The following is a 21,139-nucleotide window of genomic DNA, read 5'->3' on the forward strand; positions in this document are numbered from 1 at the left end:
AACAGCTCCCAAGGCACCGTCTTTTCGCTGGCCGGGTACGGTGCGCTCGTCCGGATGTCGTCGTTGACCACCCAACCATAGCAACAGAATTCTGCGTTCCGACCCGATCAGCTGGCGATTTAGGTCACCACCGCCGTTCGAACTCTCTTCAGATGGATGGTCGACACGGCCACCACGATCGTCGCCGTCGCAGCGAGAACAGTCAGAGGAATCGGCGTGTTCACGGCGGCCGGTCCGTGTTCGACGAGCACACCGGTAGACCACCCGAATTCCCGCGAGCCCGGGTCCAAGAAGGTCGGTGAAACCGAGAACAACGTGAAAGCGACGGGCAGCATCGCCCCGCTCGAGACTGCTCCGACGGCAACAGGCATGCATGACGTGACGGCCAGTCCCAGCGCAAGCGGGAGGATGAGGACGTAGGCAACCGTGGTCGGGGCGGCATCCAGCAATCCCGAGAGTGCAGTCACGGCAAGGAGTCCCAGCCCGAGTTGCGGCATCGGTCTTCTCCAGCCGACGACGACGCCCAACGCCAGGGCAGCAGCTCCCGCGGGCATCGCCCAGGTCCAGTCGGATGGAAAGGAAATCGAGCTGACCGAAACCGCGCTGACTGCCAGTCCGACGAGTACGAAACGACCGTCGTGTGGCGGCAACCGCCAAGCCAGTGCGACGGTAACGGCAACCGCCGATACCACCGCGATCACCCATGACCCAGGTGATGTCGTCGAGCCCAACCACACATAGAGAGCCGTGAATACCAGGGGCAGAACAACTCCCAGCTTCACCAGGCGTGCGTCGATGTCGCCCGGCTCCTGATTCGGTCGTGCGAGTGCGGCGACTCCACCCACGAGAAGAGTTGCGGCGAGCAGAATCCAGACGGGAACCGTGGACGGCACGGGGTAGGAATCGCCCGGAAGTGTGAGCGACCACCTGGGGACGCGATCGCGCCATAAGTCCGCTGCGCCGAAGTACAGGGTCGTCGTGGTTACGCCGAGTCCGAGAGCGGTTTGTGCTCCGCGGTGACCCTTCGTCGGAAATGCCGCTGCCGCGAGGAAAGCGCCTGCTCCGATTGCGTTCAGAGTCACCGAAATCTGGGCGGAGACGGGGACGAATGCAGGTAGCGCGATGGCGAGGGCGCCGACTACAGCGAAGACACTCGCGAGACCGCCACGTCCCCAGCGATGCAGTAGCGCTACGCCGACGGCCGCAACCACAGCGGCAGTTGCTCCCGCCCACTGCGGCGTGATCACCACCGAGATAACGCCGGCGTCGGAGAAGGAGAAGTCGTCAACTCGGGACTCGGCCACTGCGTACGCGGCTACCACACCGCCGACCAGCGCGGACGCCACAGGACCGTAGAGCTGAGCGATTTGAACTGGGCTACGTTGCTGCATAATTCGTCGAATTTTTGCACAACTCGCCGATACGACTTATCGTCACATCGCCGTGCGGATCAATCCACACCGGTTCCCCGTCTCGAAGTCGAGGAACCAGCAGATGGCGTCCTCGACTCGGCCACTGAACGAAGTCGTAGCCGGCCAAATTTGTCTGAACTGCGTCGGCGACCCACACCGCAGCGTCCGCGAATGCAGTCTCCATCGACAGTGCGTTGAAGTAGCTGAATCCGCTGATGTCACGTGTGCCTTGCCAGCCGATCGAAGCCTGGATCCTTGCCGGGATCCTGCTGTCAGCTTTTCACCTGCACCCGGCCGTTCACAGGAAGCTCCCAGGGAACATACAGCGGGAATCCAGTGGCAGGGGAGAAGATGGTTCTCGTGACCGACAAGACCCCCGAAGCCCGCATCCTCGTTGTCGACGACGAACCCACCATCGTGGAGTTGCTCTCCGTGAGCCTCCGATTCCAGGGTTTCGAGGTGGCAACTGCTTCGAGCGGCGCCCAAGGCCTGGACGTCGCACGGACATTCCGTCCCGACGCGATCGTTCTCGACGTCATGATGCCCGGGATGGACGGCTTCGGTCTGCTTCGACGCCTGCGCGCCGACGGTGTGGACGCGCCCGTCCTGTTTCTGACGGCGAAGGATTCGCTCGACGACAAGATCAGCGGCCTGACCCTCGGCGCGGACGACTACGTGACCAAGCCCTTCAGCCTCGAAGAAGTCGTGACGCGGTTGCGGGTCATCCTGCGCCGCGCCGGTCGCGGTGTCGCGCCGGAGCAGTCGCCGCGGGTGAAGTTCGCCGACATCGAACTCGACGACGACACCCGCGAGGTCTGGAAGAAGGGCGAGTTGGTTGCACTCTCGCCCACCGAGTTCACACTGCTCCGATACTTCATGGTCAACGCCGGGACGGTTCTCAGCAAACCGCGGATTCTCGACCACGTCTGGAATTACGACTTCGGTGGGGAGGTCGGAGTTGTCGAGTCCTACGTTTCCTACCTGCGGCGCAAGGTGGACACGGGGGAGACACCGCTGATTCACACATTGCGTGGGGTCGGCTACGTGATGCGTGAACCGCGGCAATGATCGCCGCCGCGGAAAACGATCAGCTTCCGAAGCGGGGTCGTTTCCGTCTCCATTCACTGCCGCTGCGCTTCACCCTGGTTGCGGCCTTGCTGGTGTTGGCCGCGCTGGGTCTGTTGGCGTCGGGTGTAGCGGTCACTTCTGCTCTCGAGAATTCACTGACCCAGCGAACCGACAAAACGCTGTACGAAGCGGTCGACGGCTGGGCAAAGCCGCACAGCAGAGATCTGCAGCCGCCCAGTGACGTCGGCCCGGGCACCCGCCCACCCAGCCCCTTCTTCGTTCGGACCGTGACCCCGGACGGACGGGTGATCATCCTGAACGACAAGTCGACGACGACCGAACCCGACCTGTCGAAAGATTCCACCAACGGCCCGATCACCGTCGGATCGAGCGACGGTTCGGACGTGAACTGGCGGGTTCTCACGACGGTCCGCGACGGCACGACCACGACTATCGGTGTGCGACTGACGGATAACGAGCAGACCGTCGACGACTTGGTCGGCCTGCAACTCGGCATCGGCCTGGTTGTCCTGCTGATCCTCGGCGGCGCAGCGTATTTCGTGGTTCGTCGGAGCCTCCGTCCGCTTGTCGAGGTGGAGGAAACTGCCGCTGCCATTGCCGCCGGCGACCTTCATCGACGTGTTCCGGAGCGCGATGACCGCACCGAGGTCGGTCGACTGTCCGTGGCGCTCAACGGAATGCTCGCGCAGATTCAGCACGCATTTGCCGCGACCGAGGCTTCGGAGGAATCGGCCCGGCGTTCCGAGGAGAAGATGCGTAGGTTTGTCGGCGACGCGAGCCACGAGTTGCGCACACCCTTGACGACTATTCGTGGGTTCGCCGAGTTGTATCGCCAAGGCGCCATGACTGATACGGAAACGCTGATGAACCGGATCGAGGGCGAGGCGTCGAGGATGGGACTTCTGGTCGAAGATCTGCTCATGCTGGCAAGACTCGACGAACAGCGTCCACTCGAGAACAAGCCTGTGGATCTGCTTGCAGTTGCGGCGGATTCGGTACAGGCGGCACGAGCGATCGCACCGGATCGAACTGTCGAACTTCAGATGGCCGGCGGCCCAGGCCTGCCCGAAGTGCATGGTGACGAGGCCAGGCTGCGTCAGGTAGTTGCCAATCTGGTGGGCAACGCGATCAAACACACTCCGCCGGATGCGCAGGTCACCGTTCGTGTCGGTACGACCGAGAACTCCGCGGTGGTCGAGGTTTCGGATACCGGTCAGGGTTTGAGTGACGAGGATGCCGCGCGGATCTTCGAGCGTTTCTACCGCGCCGACACCTCTCGCACCCGTGAGACCGGGGGCGCCGGTCTCGGCCTGTCCATCGTTTCGGCTTTGGTTGCAGCGCACGACGGAACCGTCAGCGTCGAGACCTCCCTCGGGCAGGGGACGACGTTCCGCGTCGAATTGCCGCGTGACCCGAAGGACGACTGACGCCGGATTGCCGCAACCGGTCCCCTCAGAAGTAGGTGTGCACCGTGCCGACGACGCGGTAATCCGAATCGACCTCGGGAATCAGTGACCACTTGTCGAATGTGGTGCAGGGATGCGAGATTCCGCAACCGAGCAGATCGCCGACCTTCACGTCGAAGTCATCCGGAACGTCGACGTACGCGTGCTGGTCGTTGAGTGCGGTGATCGTCAGCTCTCGCGCTGATCGGTTGGATCCGTCGCGTCGGCGCCACAGGACTATGGGAAAGCCTGCGTCGGAACCGACATCGCGGCGGCCGAAGCCCAGGATCACCCGTCCGGGTTCAGGTATGGAGAGCACTACGCCCCAGACCTCTGCGGCTCCCTGCAGAGTTCGCGGACCGTCAGCCCACGGCGAAGTTTCGGCATAGAGACCGTGATCGTGAGTGATGTAGCAACCGCTGCGCAGCACGATGCGTACACCGTTGTCGAGTGCCCATCGGCCGGCCAGCTCGCGTACAACCAGATCGTGAAACGCACTGCCGCCGAAAGTGACCAGTGGCTGGGGAGCCTTTGCGGAGTTGTTCTCGAACAGGTTCTCGGCCACACAGATTTCCGTGAAAACCCGCGCGGATTTGAGATACGAATCGACGGAGATACGGCGGGCTGCTACCGAGGCTCCGGGCATCATGCCCTCGAACCCCTCGACTCCGGTGAGTATCAACGAAGGTGCCTGCGATGCTGCGCGTGCGACGTCGAGTGCTTGCTCGACAGTGCGAGCGCCCGCGCGTCCGCTGTCGTAGCCGAGTTCGACGAGAACCCGGATACGGCTGGCCGGTGAGACTTTCGCGATCAACTGTTCCATCAGGCGGACGCTCTCGACCGAGTCCACGAGGGTGGTGACGAAGAAATCGGGGTCGGTGGCCTGGGCGTCGCAGATCCACCGAATACCGGCGGGATCGAGAACCTGGCTGGCGATGATGATGGTGTCCACACCGAACTCACGCAGAATGCGTGCCTGCGCAACGGTTGCGGCTGTCATCGCCCAAGCCCCGGCGTCGAGTTGCCGTCGAACCAGTTCGGGGCTCATCGTGGTCTTCGCGTGAGGCGCCAGATCCACATCGTGGTCGGAGCAGAACTGCGCCATGAGGTCGACATTGTGCGCGATCGCTGCACGGTTGAGTGTCATCACGGGTAGCAGGAGGTTGCCGTCGAGTGCCGAGATCCCCAGCGGCTCGAGGTCGGAACCGTCGCGACCTTCGAGGTCGGTGCCGAAGGCCTTGTGCTGCCAACCGATCGGGGGGTTCGCGAAATCCGTCATGGCATCGATTGTGCCGTTGATTGCAGACGATGTGTTCATGTGTGGTGACTTTCTGTCAGAACTATGCAGGTCAGAATGAGATCCGGCTACGAGCGGCGTACCGGGCGACCAGGCAACGCGTCCTGGACCACGACACCGTCTTCGACGACGGGTACTCCGCCGACCAGCACGCGGCTGATACCGGTGGAGGGGCGGGTGCCGTCGATGTACGTGGCGTTGTCGGTGATTCGCTCGGGGTCGAAAACGAGGATGTCCGCGTCGCTACCGGGGCTGATCCGACCTTTCGTCGCCATCGAGGGAACCGACTCCTCCAGAATCTGCGCAGGGATCAACGAGCAGCGCGCGATTATCTCCGACAGCGACAGCAGTTGACGCTCGCGGTACAGCGTACGAATCGCACGTGCATAGGTGCCGGCGCCGCGGGGGTGGCCGAGTGCCTTCTCCGGCAGTGGCCACTGCAATGCGTCGGCAGGCGAACGGCCGGGCCAGGTCAGTGGCATCGCGTCGCTCGCGATGGCGGCGCGATCGAAAGTCATCGCCCGTTCGAGGAATTCGCGCTGCACGGTGTCGTTCTCGTCGAGGAACTCCACCAGCACCAACCCACCGGGGTCGGTGGCCCGAAGATGTTCCAGCTGCTTGCGGTCCGCGATACGTTCACCGGTGGGTACGAATGTCAGCGACCGTGGTGTCAGATTCATCAGGTGCAGCTTGTCGGGATCGAGAAATGCAGCTCCGACGGCCGTCGACCCGGAACCGTACGGATACGCCTCCGTCGTGACGCGCGATCCGGCTGCCTGAACCTGTGCCACCACCGACAGCGCGTGGTCGACGTGCATTCCCGAGGTGCTGTTGACGTGGCAGTAGTGCATGTGTGCGCCGGTTTCGGCTGCTGCACGGGCGATTTCGACGGCACCATCCACCGGGCTCGACGGATCGGCCGAGATGAGAGGGCGCGCATGGGTATAGGTGGGAACACCGGCTCGCGCCGCGAGATCCGCCACCTGTAGGTACTCCACCGGATCGGATTTCGGCGCGTACCCGACCACCACGCCGATGCCGAGAGCGCCTGCGGCCAGATCGTTTTCGAGGAGTTCGAGAATGTGGGCGCGCTGAGAGGCGGTGGGCTCGCCCTGCCAGCTCGGGGAACCGAGATGGTGCAGGAGCGTTCTGATGTCGCCGTCGGGATCGGCCCCTGAGAGTTCGATCATTCGGGCGTGCGCCCACGACGTCGCGTAGCCGTAGTTGATCGGGCGGCCCTCGGCGCCGGCCCGGGCATATGCCTTTGCAACAGGAATGACGCCGGCTTCCAGTTCGAGGGCCGTCGTGACTCCGTCCAATGCCTGAAGTCGCTGCTCGGCGATTTCCTGTCCGTGGCTGTGCAGGTCGATGAATCCGGGGCAGATGACCTGACCGGTCACGTCGATCGTCTGCCGGGCTTCGATCGCGTCGCGACCCCACGCCGAGACCTTGCCGTCGGTGATCGCGATGCCCCGAACCTCGTCGGTCCCCGATGCGGGATCGACGACACGGCCGCCGGTGAACACGATGTCGTGGACCTGCATCAGCGCTGCACTCCTGTCGTTGGTCGAACCGCCTGGCCCGGCGAATGTCCCGATGGTTTCACGGCTCGGGTATCGGATTCTGGTGTGAACGTCCCAAATGGAGGCCGACTCACCGTTCGAGCGGACAAGAAACGGATGCGCTCGAGTGTGAAGGTGAAAGCGAAGTTATCAATTCAGCCGATTGAGATCGATGGAGGACAGGAATGCACGTCTATATTTCGGTGGACATGGAGGGTATCGCGGGTATCGCGACGCTCGATCAGACGATCCGCGGCGGTGGCGGCTACCACCGTGCGCAGATGCTCATGACCGCCGAGACCAATGCCGCGATCGCCGGTGCGTTCGACGCCGGTGCGACGAGCGTCCTGGTCAACGACAGCCACGGAACGATGGACAATCTGCTTCACGCCGACCTGGATCCACGGGCGCGTCTGATCTTCGGAACACCGAAGATGCAGTGCATGGCGGAGGGACTGACGTCCGATCACGACGTCGCTCTGTTTGTCGGCTATCACGCACCAGCCGGTGGGCCCGGCGTCCTGGCGCACACGTTCTCGAGCTTGTTCGCCGACGTCCGCCTCGACGGCAAGTCCGTCTCGGAGACCGACGTCAACACCCTCTACGCTGCCACCCAGGGCGTTCCCGTCGGCCTGGTGACGGGTGACGACATCATCTGCGGCTTGGTCGACGCGGCCTCGCCGACAACCGAGACCGTCGAGGTCAAGAAGGCACATGGATGGTCGGCAACCAATTCGCTGCCGCCGTCGCTGGCGTGCGAGCAGATCCGAGCAGGAGCCGAGCGCGCAGTGCGTAAGGCCGACACACTGAAGCCGGTCGAGCTGCGTGACGAATGGACCCTCGAGATCGTTCACCCCACCACCACGGGAGCTGAACTCGCCGAGGCTGTTCCCGGCTCGCGACGGATTTCGGATCGTACGATTTCGCACACACTCGGTAGCGTCGACGACATTCTCGGTCTGATCACTGTCAATGCTCGGCTTGCAGCCGCAGGCGTCTCGACGATCGTGGCAGTCGCCAATCGCACGTGATGAAGTAGCGACTCCATCGCGAAATGCCGTCGACGCCGTGTGCGCCGGCGGCATTTGTCATCTCTTGGGGCAGAACATGTTCCGACCGACCAAACGTTGCTTCGGCTATTGGTGAAACGGACCAATGCGGTAGACGTGTTCGCTGTCACACTTCATCAGTCTTTTCAATGTTCCAGTCCATGCGGCACAAGACAATTCGGGAGGCTTGATGAAGGCGGAACGCGTCACAGTGGAAGCGCCGTCGCGGGCGAGCGACGGTTCGGTTCGGTTCGGAAAATGATGGACAACAAGTCGATTCGTCGTACGACCACCGTTACGGTGGGGCTGCTCAGTACCATCTGGTTGATCGACATGGTGGATCGCGTCATGATCGGGCTTGCGCTTCCGATGATCGGCGACGAATTCTCGCTCAGCAGTACGCAGTTGGGTGGCGTGGTCTCGGTATTCGCGATCTTCTACATGCTCGGGCAGGTCCCCGGCGGAATGTTGGCCGACCGCTTCGGACCCAGGCCCCTGTTGATCGTTGCTTTGATCCTGTGGTCGGTGTTCACAGCGTTGACAGGGTTCGCGTGGGGTCTCGTCTCGCTGATGGTCATGCGTGCGATGTTCGGCATCAGCCAGGGGCTCTTTCCAGCGGCGTCGTTCAAGGCTTTGGCTGAGCGGACGCGTCCGAAAACCAGGGCGACCGCGATGGGTTTCATGCTCGGCGCCAACAACCTCGGCCCCGGCATCGCACCGCTGATCATCGCGCCGGTCCTCATGGCCGTGGGGTGGCGTGACGCGTTCTGGCTGGTGGCGATCGTCGGCGCAGTGATCGGCACGGTGGTGTGGTTGGTGCTGCCCGCACCGCTGGACACGGAAATCTCGGAAGATCCCGAGGCAGCCTTGCAACCTCTGGCGAGCGAGCACTCTCGCGCCGCCGTGTTCAAGTCCGCGTCGGTGTGGAAGTTCGCGATTCTGTTCTGCCTGGCCAACATGTCCGCGTACGGGCTGATGACCTGGGTGCCGAGTTATCTGCTCAACGACAAGGGACTCTCGCTGATCGACACGGGAATCTTTGCCGCAATCCCCTTCATCGTCACGGCGCTGGCCACGATTGTGGGCGGGCGGTTGGTGGACAAGTACTTCCACGACCGGGCCAGGATCCTTCTGGTTCCGTGTATGGCCACGTCGGCAGTCCTGTTGTTCCTGATGACCACCGCTGACACCGTCGCGATGTTCACGTTCTACGAGACGTTGGCTCTAGGCATCAGCGGTCTGTGTTCGATGTCGATCTTCGCGATGCCGTTGCGGGCACTTCCGGCCGAATTCCTCGGTTCCGGAATGGGTTTGATCAACGGTTGTGGTCAGTTCGCCGGTTTCATCACCCCGCTCGTGATGGGATGGATGGTGGACCAGTTCTCGTACATGGCTGCATTCGGAGTCCTGGTCGGAGCGACGAGCGCTGCCGCATTGGTGGCCATGATCGTTCCGCAGACCCCGGCGAAATTCTGACAAGGAGACCGAAGATGTCGGCAACGGACGGCACACGAAAGATCGAAGACGACGTCGTCACCGATTTTTCCGAGAAGATGAGTTACGGGGCCTACCTCGGACTCGACACCCTCCTGGATTCGCAGCACCCGGTGAGCGAGCCGGAACACCACGACGAACTCTTGTTCATCATTCAGCACCAGACCAGCGAGTTGTGGCTCAAGCTGTTTCTCCACGAGATTCGGGCGGCCAGAGCAGCGATCGCTGCCGACGATATTCGGGTTGCGTTCAAGCGGATCGCACGTGTCAAACATATTCAGGCCACCTTGACCGAGCAGTGGTCGGTGTTGGCGACACTGACGCCGGCGGAGTATGCGGAGTTCAGGGGCGTTCTCGGCAACTCGTCGGGGTTCCAGTCGTACCAGTACCGCGCCGTGGAATTCGTGCTCGGAAACAAGAACGCGGGCATGCTGAAGGTGTTCGAATCGGATCCGTCCGCCCATCGATTGTTGGAGACCCTGCTCGGGGAGCCGACACTGTACGACGAGTTCTGGCGGTACCTGTCCAGGCAGGGGTACGACGTTCCGGCGTCGGCTCTCGAACGAGACGTCAGCGCGCCCTACGTGCGAAACGACGAGCTGATTCCGCTGGTCAAAGCAATCTACGAGAACGTCGAACAGCACTGGACGGCGTACGAGGCGTTCGAGGAGTTGGTCGACCTCGAGGAGAGCTTTCAGCTGTGGCGGTTCCGGCACCTTCGGACCGTGCTGCGGGTGATCGGCATGAAGAAGGGGACCGGCGGTTCGAGTGGTGGTGCCGGCTTCCTGCAACGTGCGCTGGAGTTGAGCTTCTTTCCCGAGCTGTTTGCCGCCCGAACAGAGATCGGTACCTGACACACCTGCTTGATGGCACCCAGCTATTCGTGACACACGACGAATCCGAGCCCGAAGGACAGGAGTCTTGGACAAGATCCGACAGGGTCGCTTCGACCAAGCTTGACTGCGAAGTTGCAAGTCGGTGACAGGAGAGCGTCGGAGTGGACAAGAAATCAATGGTGGCAGACCTGGCGGCGTTGGTAACCGCCGAGTCGCCCAGTTCCGATCTCGGCGCAGTCGATGCATGTGCGGACGTGGTGGCCGAAATCGGCGAACGCCACCTCGGAAGCACCCCCGAACGTATCCGCATCGACGGGCGCCAGCACTTGCGTTGGTCGTTCGGCGCGGAGCCGAAGGTGATGCTCCTGGGCCATTTCGACACCGTCTGGCCGCTCGGAACGCTCGCGGAGTTGCCCTGGTCTGTCACCGACAACATCGCCACCGGACCCGGAGTCTTCGACATGAAGGCCGGCATCGTCCAGCTCTTCCACGCGCTCGCATCGCTTCCGTCGCTCGACGGGGTGGTCGTGCTCCTCAATTCCGACGAGGAAATCGGCTCCCCGACCTCGCGCGCACTGATCGAGGAGCAAGCACGTCAGGTCGACGCGGTGCTGGTCCTCGAAGCCGCAGCCGACGGCGCAGTGAAGACCGCGCGCAAGGGTATGTCGCTGTACTGCGTCGACATCGAGGGACGCGCTGCACACGCCGGACTGGAACCGGAACGAGGTGTGAACGCTGTAGTGGAGCTCGCACACCAGATTCAGGCCGTGGTGGAGCTCGCGGACCCGGCGGCGGGAACGTCGGTGGTTCCGTCCGTGATCAGTGGCGGCACGACCACCAATACTGTTGCAGCGCAAGCGCAACTGTGGTGTGACGTTCGCATGTGGTCGGCGAAGGAACAGGAACGCATCGACCGTTCGATCCGTGCACTGACACCGGCGCTGGCCGAAAGTCGAATTTCGGTGTCCGGAGGCCCCAACCGTGGACCACTGGAATCAGTGTCTTCGGAGAAGCTGTACTTTCTCGCTCACCAGGTCAGCAGTGAGAGCGGTTTGGGGATGCTGCGCGACTGCGCCGTCGGCGGTGCATCGGACGGAAATTTCACTGCCGCAGTAGGAACTCCCACGTTGGACGGCCTCGGTGCCGTCGGCGGTGGCGCCCACGCAGCGACAGAACACGTAGAGATAGATCAGATGATCCCGCGCGCCACCTTGTTGGCCGGTCTGGTGACTCGAATCCTGGAGGGAGGACTGTGACTATGACGTCGCCGAACAATGTCCAACGCAAGACCGTTCAACCATTCGGAGGTGTATCGCCTTCACGGATGCGGCAAGCAATCAGCCAGGCCGAGCAGGCCGCCCTGCTTGCATGTGTGACTATCGAAACCGTCACCGGGCATGCCGAGTTGGAACAGGTATTCGGTCTGTTCGAGAAGGTATGGCAGCCGGAGAGCGGTAACCCTCCCGTCCATCGGGACATGATGAAAGCGCTCGCACACTCCGGTAACTACGTCGCCGGCGCGTTTCGTGGTGGAGACTTGATCGGCGGCTCGGTTGCATTCTTCGAGGAACCGCAACATCGTTCTTTGCATTCACACATCACGGGGATCCTCCCGAACGTGCAGAACGGGCACATCGGCCTCGCGTTGAAACTGTTCCAGCGAGCGTGGGCACTGGAACGGGGAATTCTCCATGTGCGGTGGACTTTCGACCCGCTCGTCGCACGCAATGCCTACTTCAACGTCTCGAAACTCGGTGCGTTCCCGATCCAGTATCTGCCGCGTTTCTACGCGCCGATGAACGACAGTCTCAACGGCGGCGCAGACAGCGACCGATTGCTGATCGACTGGGAAATCGGTAGCAGCAAGGTTTCCGACGTCGTCGCCGGTTCGGGAGAGGTCCCGACTCCCGAGTCGTTGGGAGCGAGCGAACTGTTGTCGATCTCCGAAGCCGGCCTGCCCGTGTTGAAGTCGACCAAGAATCGATTCGTCACTGTGGCTACACCGAATGACGTGTACACACTGCGTAAGTCGGACCCGGCGGCGGCGAACGACTGGCGCCTGGCAGTCCGCGAGACTCTCGGTGGTGTGCTCGCCGAGAACGGAGTGGTTCTCGCAGTTACCAGAACCGGAAAGTACGTGCTGGACCGTGCGCCGGGAACACAGGCAGGCAGGACAACAGCGGAGGTTACATCGTGAAGATCGACGGAGTTGAATTACGCCGGGCGGCAATGCCGTTGAAGGCGCCGTTCCGTACCTCGTTCGGCACCGAGACCACCAAGGACGTGTTGTTCGTCAAGGTGGTCACCTCGGAATCGGAGGGCTGGGGCGAGTGCGTGGCGATGTCCGAGCCTCGCTACTGCTCCGAATACACGGACGGCGCCGCCGAAGTCCTTCGTAAGTTCCTGATTCCGTCTCTGGGTGAACTCACCGATCCCGACGTGCACGCACTGAGCGCGACGATGGAACAGTTCGCCGGGCACCCCATGGCCAAAGCGGCACTGGAAACCGCATTTCTCGACGCCGAGTTACGGGCTGCCGGGACGAGCATGTCTTCGTACCTGGGTGCAGTAGTCGATCGCGTACCCGCGGGTGTCTCGGTGGGTATCAAGAATTCGATCGATGAGCTGCTAGAGGAGGTAGGCGGGTTCCTCGATGCCGGATACCTGCGCATCAAACTGAAGATCGAACCGGGCTGGGACATCGAGCCGGTTCGCGCAGTCCGCGAGAGGTTCGGCGACGACGTACTCCTCCAGGTCGACGCGAACACCGCGTACACCCTGGCTGACGCCCGCCATCTCCAGCGGCTCGACGACTTCGACCTCCTGCTGATCGAGCAGCCGCTTCCCGAAGAGGAACTGCGTGGCCACGCCAGGCTGGCCGAGATGATGCGGACGCCGGTCTGCCTCGACGAGTCGATCACCTCCGCGAAGGTCACCGCCGACGCGCTGGCAATCGGTGCGTGCAGCGTGGTGAACATCAAACCGGGACGTGTGGGCGGTTATCTGGAATCGCGTCGTATCCACGACGTCTGCAAGGCCAACGGAATTGCCGTGTGGTGCGGCGGAATGCTCGAGACCGGAATCGGCAGGGCCGCCAACGTCGCGCTTGCCGCGCTCCCCGGATTTGTCCTACCAAGCGATACATCGGCTTCCGACCGGTACTTCGCCGAAGACATCACCGAGCCGTTCGTACTCGACAACGGTTACGTGAAGGTTCCGGAAGGACCGGGTATCGGCGTCGAACCGATCCCCGACCTGCTCGAAGCAATTACCACGTCGGTCGAATGGATCGGCATGGATCGGCTTTGACGAATCACTATGACACACTTCGTTCACCGGACGAAGGAGTGATAGACGTGGGCACCGTACGACCTCGCATCAGTTTGGTGCGGCTTCTCGAAGACGTGGGAACTACGGTGCTGAATCCGGTTGTCGGCGACCCGGAGGCGGTCCAGGAGATCGCCTCGGTGGTCATTCACGACCCCGACGACGACTCACCCTCGACACCGGACTCCATGGTGCTGCTCGTCGGCGTCACCGGAGGCGAACGTATCGCGGAGTCCGTGGCCGGCCTGGCCGAGCGCGGAGTACGCGTGGTGGTCGCGCGAGTGACCGCCGAGGTCAGCGATGCGGACCGCGAATCCGTCATCGCCTCGGGCGTCGTGCTGTTGGCCTTGGCGCGTGGAGTCTCGTGGGTTCAGCTGACAAGCCTGCTTCATTCGGTGCTCTCGGCCCGAAACGAAGTCGGGCACATCCACTCACGCGGAGGTGGCCCGGCCGGCGATCTGTTCGCCTTCGCCAACGCTGTCAGCGCACTTCTCGATGCGCCGATCACGATCGAGGACCGAAGCTCACGGGTCATCGCCTTCTCCGGCCGCCAGGAAGAAGGAGACGGTCCACGTATCGCGACCGTTCTGGAGCGGCAAGTTCCTGACCAGTACATTCGAGTGCTCGAAGAGGCCGGGGTCTTCGACCGGCTCTATCGCAGCGACGATCCGGTGTGGGTCTCGGCCGAGACCCTCGGTACCAAAATGGGTCGTATCGCCGTGTCCATCAGAGCCGGCGACGAGTTCCTCGGCTCCATGTGGGTGGCAACCGGTGAGCCGATGTCCGACGACCGGATGCGTGCTCTGCGCGATTCAGCCGGGTTGATCGCGCTGCAGATGTTGCGGTTGCGCGGCGGCGCCGACGCCGAGCGCCGACTGCGCGCAGACCTGATCGCAACCCTTCTCGACGGTGGGTCAGGTGCGGTCGACGCGATGAATCGCCTCGGCCTCGGGACCGGCCCCGCACTCGTGATGGCTTTGGGTCGTAGGTCTTTCGAAGGATCGTCGAAGCCGGACGATGCCGCCCACGTGGTGCGACTGACCGACGCTCTGGCCATGCACCTCGGCGCCGTCCACTCGCAGTCGGCGGCAGCCTTGGTCAACGGAACCGGCTACGCGGTGCTGTCTGTACGAGGGCATTCCCCGGCCGAAGCCGAGTTGCAGGCGTTCCGTGTGGCCTCGGACTTCCTGGACCGCACCGGAGCGTCCGGCGACACGATCATCGGGATCGGCCGGGTCGTGACCAGACCGGCGCAGCTGAGCCGATCGAAGCGCGACGCCGAACATGCCCTCGAAGTGTTGTTGGCGGGACGAGCGTCGGGCAGCGTCGCCACCTTCAGTAGCGTCCACGTCGATGCCATCCTGTTGGAGATCGCGTCGGAAGCTGCAGCCGAAGGGTTCTCGGACCTCGGACCGATCGAGGCGATCGCCAGCCACGACGCCGCTCATGCGACCTCGTTCGTGGACACTCTCGATGCGTGGCTCAACGCGTTCGGTGATGTCGGTGACGCCGCGGCGTCATTGCACGTGCACCCCAACACCTTTCGATATCGCCTCAGCAAGTTGAAGGGTATGGCCGCGTTGGATCTCGACGACCCCAACGTCCGCTTCCGGTTGATGGTGCATCTTCGTCTGCGCGGTCCACGCTAGCTCGAAAGCCGAAAAATGCGGGTCGCACTGATTTCTCAGCGCGACCCGCATTCTTTGTCAGTGGGTTCGGATCAGCTGTTGTTGCGAAGTGCTTCGACAGCGATGCGGCCGACGGTTCCGATGGAGGCGTCGATCTTCGGGGCGCGGTGGGTGAGCTCGTGGGACTTGGTGAAGACACCGACGGCGTAACGCTTGCCGTCCGGGTACGCCACGACGCCGGCCTCGTTTCGTACCAGTCCCAGCGTTCCGGTCTTGGCGGCGACAGTGACCTCGTCGGGGAAACCGGACGAAAGGCGGTGCGGCCAGACCTGCTTGCTCATGATGGTTCGGACCTCTTCACAAGCCGATGCGGGGCCGGCTTCATCCCTCCAGATTGCAGCCAGCAACATTGTGATCTCACGAGGAGTACTGGAATTGGAGCGGGCGGGATCCATGACGGAAATTGTCCGAAGAATTTCGATGGGGGGCATTTCCAGCAAGGTGCCCTTGTCGACGCCGAGGTCGTCGTAGACCGTCTTGAAGAGGCCTCGGCAGTCACGGACCAAGTTGGTCTTCTCCAAACCGAGCCCGCGCAGCGTTGCGACGATGTTGTCGAGTCCGAGACGCTCGTACAAGAAATCCGTGGCGGCGTTGTCGCTGAAGCTCATCATGAGCAGAGCGAGGTCTCGCCAGCTTGCAGTCACGTCGTCGGCGCAGCCGCCGATACCGATGCCGCCGGAGCGGAACTCGGCGGTCACCGTGGCGTGCTCGGTCGGATCAAGGGTGCCTGCCGCTACTTCACGGGCGTACTGAAGCACAACAGGAATCTTGAAAACGGAGGCGAGGATGACACCTTCGTCCGCGCCGTAGCCGAACTCTTCGCCGGAATCGATGTCGCGTGCGTGGACGTAGGCATCGGTCTTCGCTTCGGCAAGTACAGCAGCGATCTCCTGCTGTGCGCTCTCAACGTACGTGGCGGTTTCGGTCATTCGAGAAGCCCTTTCGTCGGTATCCATGTATCTGGGTTATTCGTGGATCTGACGATAGTGAGTCGACGACGGGGGGTCTTGTACGAATCGACGAAGGTTGGCGCACGGTTCGGTGCTGATGCGCCGAATCATCCGGGCGTCGGGGTGTTCTCCGGATCAGGACGCATAAGTTTCGAGGCGACATCCGACCAGTTCGGCGACGGCGCTGCGTCGCTTGTCGGAGACCACGCCTGCCAACAGGAGGGTGAACAATTCGTCGATACGGTCGTTCAAATCGCTTCGTCTGGTGAGAACGTTCGAAACCAGTTGAACGCCGGTGAATGCCGAGATCACCACGCGACCCACCGATTCCGGCTCCACATCGTCGCGGATGTCGCCTTCGAGCTTCGCGGCCTCGGCCAGTTTTCGAAGCTCGCGGATCCACGCGACGTACGGGCCTTGCGAACCGTCGGCAGAGGCCAACTCGAGGGTAAGTCGGATTCCCGCACGAACAATAGGTTCTGCGACGAGTTGGCGGCCCATCTCGTGGCACACCATGACGAGCTGTTCCAGTGCCGGTGCGCCTGTGGCTGCAACTGCGGTGAAGGCACTGATCGAGATCTGGTGCTGTTCTTCGATCACCGCCTGAGCCAGTTCGTCTTTGGACGAGAAGTGAAAATAGACCGCGCCCTTGGTCATCTGCGCCGCGGACACGATGTCATTCATGCTCGTGCTGCCGTACCCCGTGACTTCGAACCGATCAGCAGCACCTTGAAGAATCTGTCGGCGACTGATCTTGGCACGTTCCTGCATTGCTCCCTTGTCCTCCGACTGTTAACACGTGAACCAGTTTTAGGGCCCTAGGTCCCGGACCAGCGACCCACGGTAGCAGCGAATCTCGTGCTCGCGCGACAGCGCGAAACGGACTGTTCGGTGTGCAATCGCAGGTCACGGTCGGTAGGAGCGACAAATGCGACCGCCGCAACCTCCGTTGGAGGCTGCGGCGGGGAGTCCAGTTATCGGCCAGCGAAATTCGGTCGAAGGTATGCGATCAACGAGTCGAGACAGTTGCCTCGAAGCCGAGGTCGCGTAGCGCCGACTTGAGTTTGGTCTGTGCCTCGTCGAGAGATTCGGGTGACGGCGAGGTGTCGGCGCCACTGATGTCGAAGTTCCCCATGTCGTATGCGGGGAAAACATGAACGTGAAGATGCGGAACTTCCAGACCTGCGATGAGGAGACCCGACCGAGGCGCGTCGAACGCCTTACGCACGGCTTGGCCGAGGTTGCGGGCAACAGCGGTGACCTTGGCAAAGAGTTCAGGATCCACGTCCTGCCACTGATCGACCTCGGCTCGCGGAACCACAAGCACGTGGCCCTGCGTTACCGGCGCGATGGTCAAGAACGCGACGACGTCCTCGTCCTCCCACACGAAACGTCCTGGTAGATCCCCGTTGATGATGGCACTGAAGACTGAAGGCATACCCCGAGATTAGCCCGCGTCCGGTTGCCAGGAAACTCCCAGGCTGGACGCAGGTTCGTCGGAGCCGGCCCGACAAATCTAGGACGCATGACGACAGAAGCCATGCAGACCGCGGGCAGCACGGACGCAGAGGAGGTCTCCGCGACGACTGTAGTGCTGGACGTGGTCGTCCCGGTATACAACGAAGAGGCAGGCCTCGAGACGTGCGTGCGGCGCCTGCGCCGGCATTTACGCACGCAGGTGCCATTCTCTGCACGAATTACCATCGCGGACAACGCCAGTGTCGACGGCACGTTGGCACTCGCCCGTTCCCTCGCCGAAGAATTCGACGACGTCCGGGTCGTCCACCTGGATGCGAAGGGTCGTGGTCGAGCACTGCGGCAGGTATGGAGCGACTCCGATGCCGACGTGGTCGCGTACATGGACGTCGACCTCTCGACCGACCTCAACGCCCTGATGCCGTTGATTGCTCCGTTGCTCTCCGGACACTCGGACATCGCCATCGGTTCCCGGCTGGCACGATCGTCCCGCGTGGTGCGCGGCCCCAAGCGTGAGTTCATCTCACGTAGCTACAACCTCATCCTCCGAAGCGCACTGCATGCTCGCTTCTCCGACGCCCAGTGTGGATTCAAAGCCATGCGCGTCGATGTTGCACGGCAACTACTTCCGCTGGTGGAGGACACCGGGTGGTTCTTCGATACCGAATTGCTGGTGCTGGCCGAGCGAGCGGGCATGCGGATTCACGAGGTCCCTGTCGACTGGGTGGACGACCCGGACAGTCGGGTAGACATCATTGCCACGGCAGTTGCCGACCTCAAAGGTGTGGTCCGTGTCGGGCGAGCACTGTCTACCGGTTCCCTTCCATTGGCCGAGCTCAGGGCAAGTTTCGGACGTGAACCGTTGGTTCCCGGAGTTCCACGAGGAATGGTCGGGCAGCTCTCACGCTTTGCCGTGGTGGGAGTCATTTCGACGCTCGCGTACGCGCTGCTCTACCTCGCTCTGCACTCGATCATGGGTGCGCAGTGGGCCAACGCCGTCGCATTGCTGGTGACCGCGGTATTCAACACCGCCGCCAACCGGGCCTTCACCTTCGGGATCCGAGGGTCGGAAGGATCCGCTCGTCACCAGATGCAGGGCCTGCTCGTGTTCGGGTTCGGTCTACTGCTCACCAGCGGATCGTTGTTCGTGCTCGACGTCATGGCGCCCGACGCTTCCAAGCACGTGGAGCTTGCCGTACTCGTCATCGCCAATCTTGTTGCCACAGTCAGTCGATTCATCGCACTGCGCTGGGTGTTTCGCACCGCACAATCCGTAGGAGCCAATCGATGACCGCCACTGCAGAGACACTCGCCGCGCCGCTGCCAGCGCCGGAACCGCAACGTCAGGTGCGCTGGGAACCGTGGGCGCTGGGAGTGTTGTTGGTGGGCACCGGAGTTGCCTACATCTGGGGCCTGGGCGCGTCCGGATGGGCCAACTCGTTCTATGCCGCTGCGGTACAGGCAGGTTCGGTGTCGTGGAAGGCTTTCTTCTTCGGCTCCTCGGACGCTGCAAACTCGATCACCGTCGACAAGCCGCCCATGTCCCTGTGGTTGATGTCGCTGTCGGTTCGCATCTTCGGACTCAATTCCTGGGCGATGTTGGTGCCGCAGGCACTCCTCGGGGTCGGATCGGTTGCACTGTTGTGGGGAACGGTTCGACGGTATTTCGGTGCGGCCGCCGGCCTCCTCGCGGGCCTGGTACTTGCGCTCACACCCGTAGCGGCGCTGATGTTCCGGTTCAACAACCCGGATGCTCTGCTGGTGCTCCTGATGATCGCAGCAGTGTGGGCGATGATGCGCGCCGTGCAGGACGGCCGCACCCGCTGGCTCGTGTTGGTCGGTATCTTCTGCGGATTCGGTTTCCTGACAAAGCAATTACAGGTCATGTTGGTAGTTCCACCGCTGGCGCTCACCTATCTGATCGCCGGACCGCCGAAACTGGGTAAGCGCGTACTCCAACTGTTCGCGGCACTGGGCGGACTGATCGTCTCCGCCGGATGGTGGTTGGCAATCGTCGAACTGTGGCCGGCCGACTCGCGTCCGTGGATCGGTGGTTCACAGAACAATTCGATTCTCGAACTGACGCTCGGCTACAACGGGCTCGGGCGCTTGAGCGGCAACGAGACCGGAAGCGTCGGCGGCGGCGGAATGCGCGGTGCTGGTGATGCTGCGGCCGGCGCTGCTGCGGGCGGTTTCCCCGGCATGGGCGAGGCCGCAGGTGGTATGGCCGGGGGAGGTATGGCACCAGGTGGTGGGGCCGGCGGTGGTATGTGGGGGAGTACCGGCATTACCCGACTGTTCGAATCGGCCCAGGGCGGACAGATCGCCTGGTTGATTCCTGCTGCACTGATACTTCTGGTGGCTGGAATCGTGCTGCGAGGCAAGGCACCCCGCGCTGACACACAGCGTGCGTCATTCATCGTCTGGGGGCTCTGGCTGTTGGTGACCGGACTGACCTTCAGTTTCATGGCGGGAATCTTCCACGCCTACTACACCGTTGCGCTGGCGCCGGCGATCGCCGCGCTGATCGGTTCAGGATCGGTAGTGGCGTGGCGTCATCGTGACGTCCTCTGGGTTCGCATCATTCTGGCGGTGTCCTTGGCCGCAACCGTCGCGATGGCGTGGGTACTGCTCGGACGCTCGCCCTCCTTCGTACCGTGGCTTCGCTGGACCATTCTGGTGGTCGGCATCGTCAGTGCCGTGGCAGTGCTGATTCCGGCAGTGACGCGAGGTCGATTGGCTGTGGCAGTGATTCTCGCAGCGATCTTCACCGGTCTGGCGGGTCCGACTGCATACGCGATCGACACGATCAATACTCCGCATACCGGTTCCATAGTTTCGGCCGGACCGAGCGTCGAAGGTGGAATGGGCGGGCCCGGCGGTGGCCGCGGAGGCTTCGGTGGATTCGGTGGCACGGCTGATGGCGGTAACCGTCGGACTGACGGGGCTGGGACCGGAATGCCGGGCACGCCCCCTGTAGGAATGGGTCAGATGCCCGGTGGTGCAACAGTTCCGGGCGGTACCACGCCGACCACCGACGGGACGCGAGGCGCAATGGGAGGCGGTGCCGGTGGTCTACTGCAGGGCAGCACGCCGGGAGCCGCTGTTGTGTCCACTCTCGAAGAGAACTCCGACCAGTTCACTTGGGTAGCCGCGGCAATCGGGTCCAACAGCGCCTCGGGATATCAGCTTGCGACGCAGTCACCGGTCATGGCTATCGGAGGGTTCAACGGGAGCGATCCGTCGCCGACGCTCGCGCAGTTCCAGCAGTACGTGGCAGAGGGCAAGATTCACTTCTTCATCGCCGGCGGTGGGATGGGTGGCGGTATGAACGCCGAAGGCACCGCTACCGCTATCTCGACGTGGGTGACCGAAAACTTCACCGCCACAACGGTGGACGGAGTAACCCTCTACGACTTGACGGTTGCAGGCTGACCAACAGGAACGCACGCCAGGTCCGCATCGGAGGTGCTTCCTCCGATGCGGACCTGGCGTGAAGTTGTATGCCTGAGGT

17 protein-coding genes and 1 riboswitch are annotated in these 21,139 nt (G+C 62.6%); of the genes, 11 read left to right on the forward strand and 6 right to left on the reverse strand.

Features of this window, described 5'->3' with window-relative positions:
* Nucleotides 1-10: 10 nt before the first annotated feature.
* A riboswitch (guanidine-III (ykkC-III) riboswitch) is annotated at nt 11-76 on the reverse strand.
* 43 nt (nt 77-119) lie between these two features.
* A complete protein-coding gene (locus KTR60_RS04845; RefSeq protein WP_228401903.1) occupies nt 120-1,391 on the reverse strand; it encodes a hypothetical protein in 1,272 nt (423 codons plus the stop codon).
* A gap of 372 nt (nt 1,392-1,763) precedes the next feature.
* Between KTR60_RS04845 and KTR60_RS04850 the strand changes: the two genes are divergently transcribed.
* Nucleotides 1,764-2,480, forward strand: a complete 717-nt coding sequence (locus KTR60_RS04850; RefSeq protein WP_007734368.1) for a response regulator transcription factor — start codon at nt 1,764-1,766, stop codon at nt 2,478-2,480.
* Nucleotides 2,477-3,928 (forward strand): sensor histidine kinase, encoded by a 1,452-nt coding sequence (locus KTR60_RS04855; protein ID WP_064111860.1) that lies wholly within the window; start codon nt 2,477-2,479, stop codon nt 3,926-3,928. The genes KTR60_RS04850 and KTR60_RS04855 overlap by 4 nt, the downstream gene beginning before the upstream one ends.
* A 25-nt stretch (nt 3,929-3,953) precedes the next feature.
* Here KTR60_RS04855 and KTR60_RS04860 read toward each other — a convergent pair whose 3' ends face one another.
* Entirely contained in the window at nt 3,954-5,264 is a 1,311-nt protein-coding gene (locus KTR60_RS04860; protein ID WP_042449526.1) for an alanine racemase, read from the reverse strand.
* A 47-nt stretch (nt 5,265-5,311) separates the two neighbouring features.
* A complete protein-coding gene (locus KTR60_RS04865; protein ID WP_003945627.1) occupies nt 5,312-6,787 on the reverse strand; it encodes an amidohydrolase family protein in 1,476 nt (491 codons plus the stop codon).
* Between the two features lie 203 nt (nt 6,788-6,990).
* Here KTR60_RS04865 and KTR60_RS04870 point away from each other — a divergent pair, with 203 nt between their 5' ends.
* From KTR60_RS04870 to KTR60_RS04900, 7 genes are all read left to right on the forward strand, one after another.
* Nucleotides 6,991-7,836, forward strand: coding sequence for a M55 family metallopeptidase (locus KTR60_RS04870; protein ID WP_007734371.1), 846 nt, complete (start codon nt 6,991-6,993; stop codon nt 7,834-7,836).
* Nucleotides 7,837-8,112: 276 nt separating this feature from the next.
* Nucleotides 8,113-9,330 carry an MFS transporter gene (locus KTR60_RS04875; protein WP_228401904.1) on the forward strand — a complete coding sequence of 406 codons (1,218 nt, stop codon included), beginning with the start codon at nt 8,113-8,115 and terminating at the stop codon, nt 9,328-9,330.
* A 14-nt stretch (nt 9,331-9,344) separates the two neighbouring features.
* Nucleotides 9,345-10,202, forward strand: coding sequence for a tryptophan 2,3-dioxygenase (locus tag KTR60_RS04880; protein ID WP_019747028.1), 858 nt, complete (start codon nt 9,345-9,347; stop codon nt 10,200-10,202).
* 143 nt (nt 10,203-10,345) lie between these two features.
* The gene (locus KTR60_RS04885) at nt 10,346-11,440 is read left to right on the forward strand and encodes a M20 family metallopeptidase (RefSeq protein ID WP_003945833.1); all 1,095 of its coding nucleotides are present in this window, start codon (nt 10,346-10,348) and stop codon (nt 11,438-11,440) included.
* Nucleotides 11,441-11,442: 2 nt separating this feature from the next.
* A complete protein-coding gene (locus KTR60_RS04890; RefSeq protein WP_003945514.1) occupies nt 11,443-12,381 on the forward strand; it encodes a GNAT family N-acetyltransferase in 939 nt (312 codons plus the stop codon).
* Nucleotides 12,378-13,493: an o-succinylbenzoate synthase gene (gene menC / locus KTR60_RS04895; protein ID WP_228401905.1), complete on the forward strand. Its 1,116-nt coding sequence runs from the start codon at nt 12,378-12,380 to the stop codon at nt 13,491-13,493. The genes KTR60_RS04890 and menC overlap by 4 nt, the downstream gene beginning before the upstream one ends.
* Nucleotides 13,494-13,540: 47 nt before the next feature.
* Entirely contained in the window at nt 13,541-15,160 is a 1,620-nt protein-coding gene (locus KTR60_RS04900) for a PucR family transcriptional regulator (protein WP_058039306.1), read from the forward strand.
* A gap of 71 nt (nt 15,161-15,231) precedes the next feature.
* Here KTR60_RS04900 and KTR60_RS04905 read toward each other — a convergent pair whose 3' ends face one another.
* From KTR60_RS04905 to KTR60_RS04915, 3 genes are all read right to left on the reverse strand, one after another.
* A complete protein-coding gene (locus tag KTR60_RS04905) occupies nt 15,232-16,128 on the reverse strand; it encodes a serine hydrolase (protein WP_007734380.1) in 897 nt (298 codons plus the stop codon).
* Nucleotides 16,129-16,284: 156 nt separating this feature from the next.
* Nucleotides 16,285-16,920 carry a ScbR family autoregulator-binding transcription factor gene (locus tag KTR60_RS04910; RefSeq protein ID WP_007734383.1) on the reverse strand — a complete coding sequence of 212 codons (636 nt, stop codon included), beginning with the start codon at nt 16,918-16,920 and terminating at the stop codon, nt 16,285-16,287.
* A gap of 238 nt (nt 16,921-17,158) precedes the next feature.
* On the reverse strand, nt 17,159-17,587 hold the full coding sequence (locus KTR60_RS04915; protein WP_042449536.1) for an HIT family protein: 429 nt from the start codon (nt 17,585-17,587) through the stop codon (nt 17,159-17,161).
* Between the two features lie 87 nt (nt 17,588-17,674).
* On the opposite strand from KTR60_RS04915, the gene KTR60_RS04920 reads away from it, so the two are divergent.
* Nucleotides 17,675-18,916, forward strand: coding sequence for a glycosyltransferase (locus KTR60_RS04920; protein ID WP_007734387.1), 1,242 nt, complete (start codon nt 17,675-17,677; stop codon nt 18,914-18,916).
* Nucleotides 18,913-21,060 carry an ArnT family glycosyltransferase gene (locus tag KTR60_RS04925; RefSeq protein ID WP_228401906.1) on the forward strand — a complete coding sequence of 716 codons (2,148 nt, stop codon included), beginning with the start codon at nt 18,913-18,915 and terminating at the stop codon, nt 21,058-21,060. The genes KTR60_RS04920 and KTR60_RS04925 overlap by 4 nt, the downstream gene beginning before the upstream one ends.
* The last annotated feature ends 79 nt before the right edge of the window (nt 21,061-21,139 follow it).

This window comes from Rhodococcus sp. C1, from assembly GCF_020809065.1.
In the GTDB taxonomy this organism is placed as follows: Bacteria; Actinomycetota; Actinomycetes; order Mycobacteriales; family Mycobacteriaceae; genus Rhodococcus_F; species Rhodococcus_F qingshengii.